The 7,354-nt window shown below is 38.5% G+C and carries 6 protein-coding genes; 1 reads left to right on the top strand and 5 read right to left on the bottom strand.

The annotated features are described in order from the left end of the window. Window positions 1-171 precede the first annotated feature (171 nt). The 5 genes from EKM80_RS14260 to EKM80_RS14240 all read right to left on the bottom strand — a co-directional run bounded on the left by EKM80_RS14260 (window position 172) and on the right by EKM80_RS14240 (window position 6,247). Window positions 172-609, bottom strand: coding sequence for an RbsD/FucU family protein (locus EKM80_RS14260; protein WP_125554318.1), 438 nt, complete (start codon window positions 607-609; stop codon window positions 172-174). Between the two features lie 9 nt (window positions 610-618). After that, window positions 619-1,968: a sugar porter family MFS transporter gene (locus tag EKM80_RS14255; protein WP_125554316.1), complete on the bottom strand. Its 1,350-nt coding sequence runs from the start codon at window positions 1,966-1,968 to the stop codon at window positions 619-621. A 15-nt stretch (window positions 1,969-1,983) separates the two neighbouring features. Further along, on the bottom strand, window positions 1,984-3,489 hold the full coding sequence (locus EKM80_RS14250) for a rhamnulokinase (RefSeq protein WP_125554314.1): 1,506 nt from the start codon (window positions 3,487-3,489) through the stop codon (window positions 1,984-1,986). 27 nt (window positions 3,490-3,516) lie between these two features. Further along, window positions 3,517-5,304: an L-fucose isomerase gene (locus tag EKM80_RS14245; protein WP_125554313.1), complete on the bottom strand. Its 1,788-nt coding sequence runs from the start codon at window positions 5,302-5,304 to the stop codon at window positions 3,517-3,519. Between the two features lie 187 nt (window positions 5,305-5,491). Next, complete coding sequence (locus EKM80_RS14240) at window positions 5,492-6,247, bottom strand: DeoR/GlpR family DNA-binding transcription regulator (protein ID WP_125554311.1); 756 nt, start codon at window positions 6,245-6,247, stop codon at window positions 5,492-5,494. Window positions 6,248-6,491: 244 nt separating this feature from the next. On the opposite strand from EKM80_RS14240, the gene EKM80_RS14235 reads away from it, so the two are divergent. After that, entirely contained in the window at window positions 6,492-7,271 is a 780-nt protein-coding gene (locus tag EKM80_RS14235; RefSeq protein ID WP_125554308.1) for a class II aldolase/adducin family protein, read from the top strand. Window positions 7,272-7,354 lie beyond the last annotated feature (83 nt).

Raw genomic sequence — 7,354 nt, 5'->3', positions numbered from 1 at the left:
ATTCTGAGATCGGGCGATTTGTATTGAAAAACGGTTTATTATTAGGTGCTTACAGAAGAATTACTTTATTTTTCTAGCTAAACAAAGTAAAGCGTACAGTTGGAGAAATCAAAATTCGATTTCTCTAACTGTACGCTTTACTTAGCTCTATAATTCGAACCGTCTATTAGTTTAAAGCACAACACCCTTTTTAAGAATTAAATTACCATAAAGTGCTGTTTCGCCAGTTTGCACAATAGCAAAACATTTATGTGAATATTCATAGAAGGCCTGCCGTTCAATTGACTTTAAATTATACTTAGGAAACACCCCTGCAATCTCTTTGCGGTATTTTTCCCATACTGGTGGGCCACTACTAGGTACAGCAGTATCTCCAGGAACAATTTGCATCAAAATTCCTTGATAGTCAGAATAAGTGTCTAACGGTAATAGCTCTAAAATATCATGTAATAACTCCGGTACCATGATACCATCAGTTCGAACGACACGAGAATTGTTGGTCAATGCTGGATAATTAGCGTCAGCTAGTAATATCTCATCGCCATGACCCATTTCCATTAATAGCTTAACTAGTTCAGGTGATAAGCGTTTAGGAATATTTTTAAGCATTTTTAATGATCACTCCTTTGCTTCCCAATAATGCTCGATATCCTCTAGTGTCCGTCCTTTAGTTTCCAGCACATATTTATGGATGTACCATACAGCAAATGCGGATAGTGCCGCAAAGAAATAGAAGATATTAATACCGATAGCTTCTAATATGATTGGAAAAATCAGTGAGAAGACTGCATTTAATAGATATTGAGTAAATGTAATTACCCCCATCCCCAATGCACGAGCTTTTAAAGGTAAAATTTCTGGTACATAAGACCAAAATACTGGTCCCAAACCAAAACCAAACATAAATACATAAACAAAGATTGCTGATACAGCTACGGTAGCATTATTTGACCAGATACAAAGCACAATTGCCGGCAAAACTTGGCCACCTAAGCTGATCTCTAATAATTTTTTTCGACCTAAACGATCAATAAACGGGAGCGAAAGTAATGTTGAAATTACTAAGGCAGCCCCTACACCAAAATCCGCGATTATACTAGCATGTGCCATTCCTAAATTATGGAAAATTTCTGGTGCATAGTAAACTGCGGCATTGATTCCAGTAAAAACTTGGAAACCAGTTAGTACAAATAACAATGTCAGTACAGGTCGAAATGTGCCAAATAATTCATGCAGCCCAGCGTCTTGTGTCGTTAAACTATTCTGTATATCGGACACTTCCTGATCAATTTCCGTTTGCGTTACACGTACTCGTTTTAATACTTTACGTGCAGCAGCAACTTGATTATCACGAATTAACCAGCGCGGGCTTTGTGGACTAACAAACATCCCGATTGTAAAGATTGCAGCAGGTACAACTCCTAAACCTAAAGTCCAACGCCAATCGTTAGACGGTGTGTTATACGCACCTACACCATATGCAACTAAAATCCCAATATTCACGCTTAACTGATATAAGGATGACATCAGTCCTCTAATATGCGCTGGTGCTAGCTCTGATAGGTAAATCAGACCATACATATTCGCTATCCCAGCAGCAATTCCTAGAATAAACCGGGCACCCATCAAGAAATAGGTATTTGTTGCAAATGCACTTAAAATACTGCCAATGATGAAGACAATCCCACCAATAATGAGCACATTACGACGTTCAATCTTTCGTTCTAATCCTGTAAATACAACAATTGATGGTAAAGCACCAAACAGTAAGAAACTAACAACGAGTCCCTTTTCAGCCGAATTAAGTCCAAACGCATTAGTTATGGCCGGTAGTGCTAATGAAATTGCACCAGAATCATAACCATATAATAATCCAGCAAATCCACCTAAAATGGCAAATAGATAGACAATACCTTTAGTCTTCGGCTTTGCATCTGTTACAGTATCTTTATTTGGGTTAGCTTCCATTACTTATTCCTCCAATCACGATAGTGCCACTAATTTAGCGCTTTCAATAGCATTCTTAAAAGAAGTGTATTTATCCGCTAAATCTTTTTGTGTTGAAGGTACAATCCTTTTAACGGTAAATGAGTTATTCATCACAGCCTGTGTAGCTTCAGGTGCTAATTTATCCAGCACCTGTAACTGCGATACAATATTACCCATAACACTAGCTTCAACTGGCCCAGTAATTACTGGTTTGCCAGTAAAATCAGCCGTTAATCTAACTAACATTTCATTCTGAATACCGCCGCCAAACATATGAATCGCATTAATCGGCTTATTAGTGACATGTTCAAGACTATCAATAGCTTGTTTATAAGAGAGTGCGAGACTTTCAATTACAACACGAATTAGTTGACCACGATTTTCCGGCAAAGGTTGTTGTGTATCACTTAAAAAGCGCTTAATTTTTTCTTCCATCTCTCCGGGTGAGGTGAATAATTCTGCATTCGGATCGATATAAGCATTATTTGATTCACTGGTTTCTGCTTCTGCGACCATCTTAGAAAAGCCAACTACTTCGCCTTTATATGACCATTCTTTTTGTAATTCTTGAATGATCCAAAGTCCGGTTAAGTTCCGCAACAAACGATTAGAACCGTCAAAGCAGCCCTCGTTAGTTAACCCAGCCTGATAAGCTTCGTCACTAACTACCGTTGCGCTTGTTTGTCTACCAATAATTGACCAAGTACCACAGCTAATAAAGGCAACCTGTTGCCGATCCTGTTGCGAGATTGGGAGCGCTAGTAAGGCTGAAGCTGTATCATGGCCCACTCCTGAGATAACTTGCATATCAGTATTCAATTGTAGCTCTGCACTAATTGCCGGAAGAATTGGCCCCGATACGCGGCCACCAGTTGTCAATTTACTAAACCAACGCCTAGGAATACCTAATTGATCAAGTGTGCTATAATCCCAGTCACGCGACTCAGCACTTAATAGTCCAGTTGTACTCGCAATCGTAAACTCATTTTCTTGGATACCACTAAAGAAATAATTTACTAGATTAGGCATTAGTAATACACGTTCAACTTGATCTTTTATAAATGGATAGCGTTGAACATCCGCAAATAATTGTAAATTAGTATTTATTTTTGCTGGTTGATTTCCAGTCTCTCGAAAAAGTTCTGGATTATTTATGCTCTTAGCCATCATTTGTTCGTAACCATTCGTTCGTGAATCACGATAACTATGTGGTGCAAATAAAAGTTCGCCTTTTTTAGTTACTAGACCATAATCAACGCCCCAAGTATCGACGCTCATACCATCTAAGCGCCCTAGATCCTTCATTGCTATCGACAGACCGTATTTTATTTCTTGAAAAATTTTTAAATAATCCCAATATAAACTACCATTCAGTTCTACTGGATTATTTGAAAAACGAAATTGTTCTTTTAACTTGATTTGCTTACCATCAAATTGTCCCGAAATAAGCCGGCCAGAACTTGCGCCCAAGTCAACCGCAATTAAATTTGTCGTTTCCATGTCTCACACTCATTTCCCTATTAAAACTTATTTATATAGAGGTCCGAAGTTCTTGCAAGCATTGAAATCTGCTGCCTCTAAGTTTTCGGTCCCCATTGAAGCCCAAGCACGTGGACGGAAAATCTTTTCTTCCGGAACATTGTGCATATTAACTGGAATACGGAGAATTGATGCTAATGTGATTAAATCAGCCCCAATATGTCCATAACTGATAGCACCATGGTTGGCACCCCAGTGATCCATAACATCATAAACTGACTTGAAGGCACCATGACCAGTCAAGATTGGCGCAAAGAAAGTTGAAGGCCAGCCTGGATCAGTCCGCTGATTCACAATATCAAAGACGTTTTCTGGCAAATCGACTGCATAACCTTCTGCAATCTGCAATTCAGGCCCAACACCTTTAACCAAGTTGATACGGCTCATAGTAACTGGCATACCTTTTTCGCCACCCTTAGTGACGTAATTGCTTGAGAAACCACCGCCACGGAAGTAACCAATGTTAGCTGGAACCCAACGCGTGTTCTTCAAATTAGCTTGAGCTTCTTCTTCAGTTAAATCCCAGAAAGGCTTGATTGCTGGTTTACCATCAATCTTTTCTTGACCAGTTGCATCAAGTGTTTGTGCACCAGAATTACTCAAGTGTAAGAAGCCATTAGCAGCAGGCCCAGTTAATTTAGTCCCAGAAACGCGTTTGATTGCTTCAGGGCTCCAATAAGTACGAACATCAGCAAAGATTTGAGGTGTATTGGTCAACAAATAATTAAATAACATTGTTGCACCATTTAGGCTATCATTTTCAGTTGCGAATACATGTGGTGCATGAATACCATTCCAGTCAAATTGTGAATTCATGAAGGCTTCCATGTAATCACCATTTGGAAAATGATCAGTCCATTGACGTTGACCTTGGAATCCTGCAGCAATTGCATAATGGCCGCCAGCTTCTTCTTTGAAGCCCATATCAGCTAATTTATCATTACCATCCATCAAATCACGGGCAATAAGCAACATTTTAACGCAGTTCTCTAATTGCTCATGCTTTTCTGCATCAGTAAATTTATTAGGATCTGTTTCGTTATAAACATCAGTTCCAACTGGTGTGTTCTTTTCAGCCCAGGCCATTGCTTTTTTGAATTCGTCCTTATCGTAGATTCCTTCATCCCAACGGCGAACGATTTCTGACATATCAACATATTCATTGCGCATACCTAAGTATTCTTGGAAGAAGTTAGGATCAACCGTTGAACCAGCAATACCCATAGCAACGTTACCAATTGATAAATAAGCTTTATTACGCATCAACCCAGCAGCTAAAGCGCCTTTAGCAAAACGAATAATTTTTGATTTAACGTCTTCTGGAATTGATGTATCATCAGCGTCTTGTACATCATGACCATAAATACCAAATGCTGGAATACCCTTTTGCGTATGTGCTGCTAAAACAGCTGCTAAGTAAACTGCGCCAGGACGTTCAGTACCATTAAAGCCCCAAATTGCATGTGGTAAGTCTGGCGTCATATCCATTGTTTCACTACCATAGCACCAGCAAGGTGTTACTGTGATAGTACCGCAAATGCCGGCCCGATCAAATTTCTCTTTAGAGGCAGCAGCTTCACGTACACCGCCAATTGTGCTATCAGAAATAACCGTTTGTACTGGAGAGCCATCAGGATATTTTAATGTTTCCTCCAATAGTTTGGCAACAGATTTTGCCATACTCATTGTTTGTTCTTCTAATGATTCACGGATACCTTTACGACGACCATCAATTGTGGGACGAATTCCGATCTTAGGGAATGTCATATCTAACATTTTGTTAACCTCCAAAAATTTTAAGTCTTAAGTCTAAAGAAAATAACTAGTTATTTACTACGCCTTCGATATTAAACGCTTTCACTTCATAAAAAAAGTGGGTGCGGTGGTTTTGAAATTTCTTCATAATAACGACGACAAATCGTCACGCTCGTTCATTTTTGTGCAAAAGTAAGAGTAATATCAGTCAGTATAAGACTTCAACACCACGCTTTTGCCAATAATTTAACATCTCCTTTTCTGGTGCTCTATCAGTAATAATCGCGCCGATTCTATTAAGATCACAAAGCTTATAATAACTTTTTGTTTCGAATTTAGAATGGTCACATAATAGAATCGTTTTATCAGCTAACGTTAGCATTTTCCGCTTAACACTTGACTGCTCTTCACTTGACATGAACACACCCTCTTTCGTAACACCCGTACATGATAAGAATGCTAAATCAGCCCGAAAATTATCAAAAAACTCTAATGCCACATCACCTAATATTGATCCTGCCCCAGCCCTCAAGCGCCCGCCAGAAACAAAAGTTTTAACAGAAGTCACACCATCTAATTCCACGGCCAACCGCAATCCATTGGTAATTACGATTAAATTATGTAGCCGTGCAAAGTATCCAGACAAAAATGAAGCTGTACTACTAGAATCAACAAAAACTGCCTGATTATCTCCTAAAAAAGTACTAGCAATTTCAGCTATATAACGTTTAGCTTTTTCATGTTCTTGTTCTCTAAATAAGTATGACAATTCAATATTATCTGGCCGCACCAATTCAACACGCCCAAATTTTCGTGTTACTTTACCAGACTTTTCCAATTCGATTAGGTCACGGCGTAATGTGGAACCGCTAACAAATAATTGTTTTTGTAAATCTGTTGTCGTCATTACTTTCTTATGCTGTAAGGCATCTATAATCATATTTAAACGCTCATTTTTGAACATACTTGATTCCTCCTAAAATTAGAGACCGCTTCCATTATATAATAGTAATAACTATTATGTTGGATAACTTTGAACATATTTGAATAAGTTTGCATTAATTAAAGATATTTACCTGGTCATTTATCATCATTCATTACCAACACTCTTTTTATGTCTATCGCATTGTATAATGACAACGGACTTCTAGAAATACCGAATTATAAGGCATGCCAAATTACGAATCACTGAAAGGACGAATAATATTATGGAAATGATGTTTCAAAAAGAACGAGCTGATCTAGCTCATACAGTCAGAAAAATGTTTGACCGTAAAGATACTAATGTTGCTGGCGGTAATATGTCCATCAAGGTTTTTGATGAACAAGAACGTCCCTATATCTTAATTACACCAACTTTTATGTCTGAAACTTACTATGCAGAACTCCATCCCGCTCAGATTTTAGTCGTAGATATTGAAACCGGAAAAAAAGTTGATGGCGTTGGCGATGTTACTCGTGAAATCAACTTACATGAAGGTGCTTATGCGGCTAATCCTGGTATACGTGCTGTATATCATTCACATGCCGAAGAATCAATGTTCTGGGCAACTAGTGGGCTAGATATGCCGAACGTTACCGAAGCAACTCGCGAACTAGGACAAATTAAGTGTCTGCCATTTGCTCCCGCCTGCAGTAAGAAATTAGCTAAAACGGTTCACGATGGTCTCACTTCTATTGGTGATAAAGCCATGGAAAATGTATTTTTACTAAATAGTCACGGTATCGTCGTAACTGCAACTGAATTGCATATCGCTACTCGTATTATGGAAACATTGGAGTGGAACGCTAAAGTGGCCTATCAACAAACAATATTTATCAAACTAGGCTTATTGGACGACTATCAATCCTGTGGTAAGAATTATAAAGAACCTTACATTGAAGTGCCTCCAATTGCAGTTCCTGGTGAACCAATTGTTTCAAAAAAAATCGCCTTACCTGAGAATCTACAACGTCCAGCAGATCAAATGCGTCCAGGCGAAGTATAACGTAAACTAAATTAGGAGATATTTAATATGAAAATTAAAGCAGCAGTTGTAGATAAACAAGGCGCCGAATTCACCTTAAAAGA

This window comes from Loigolactobacillus jiayinensis (genome assembly GCF_003946445.1).
In the GTDB taxonomy this organism is placed as follows: Bacteria; Bacillota; Bacilli; order Lactobacillales; family Lactobacillaceae; genus Loigolactobacillus; species Loigolactobacillus jiayinensis.
The sequence above is the reverse complement of the archived record's forward strand: the minus strand, read 5'-3'. Positions and strand labels throughout refer to the sequence as shown.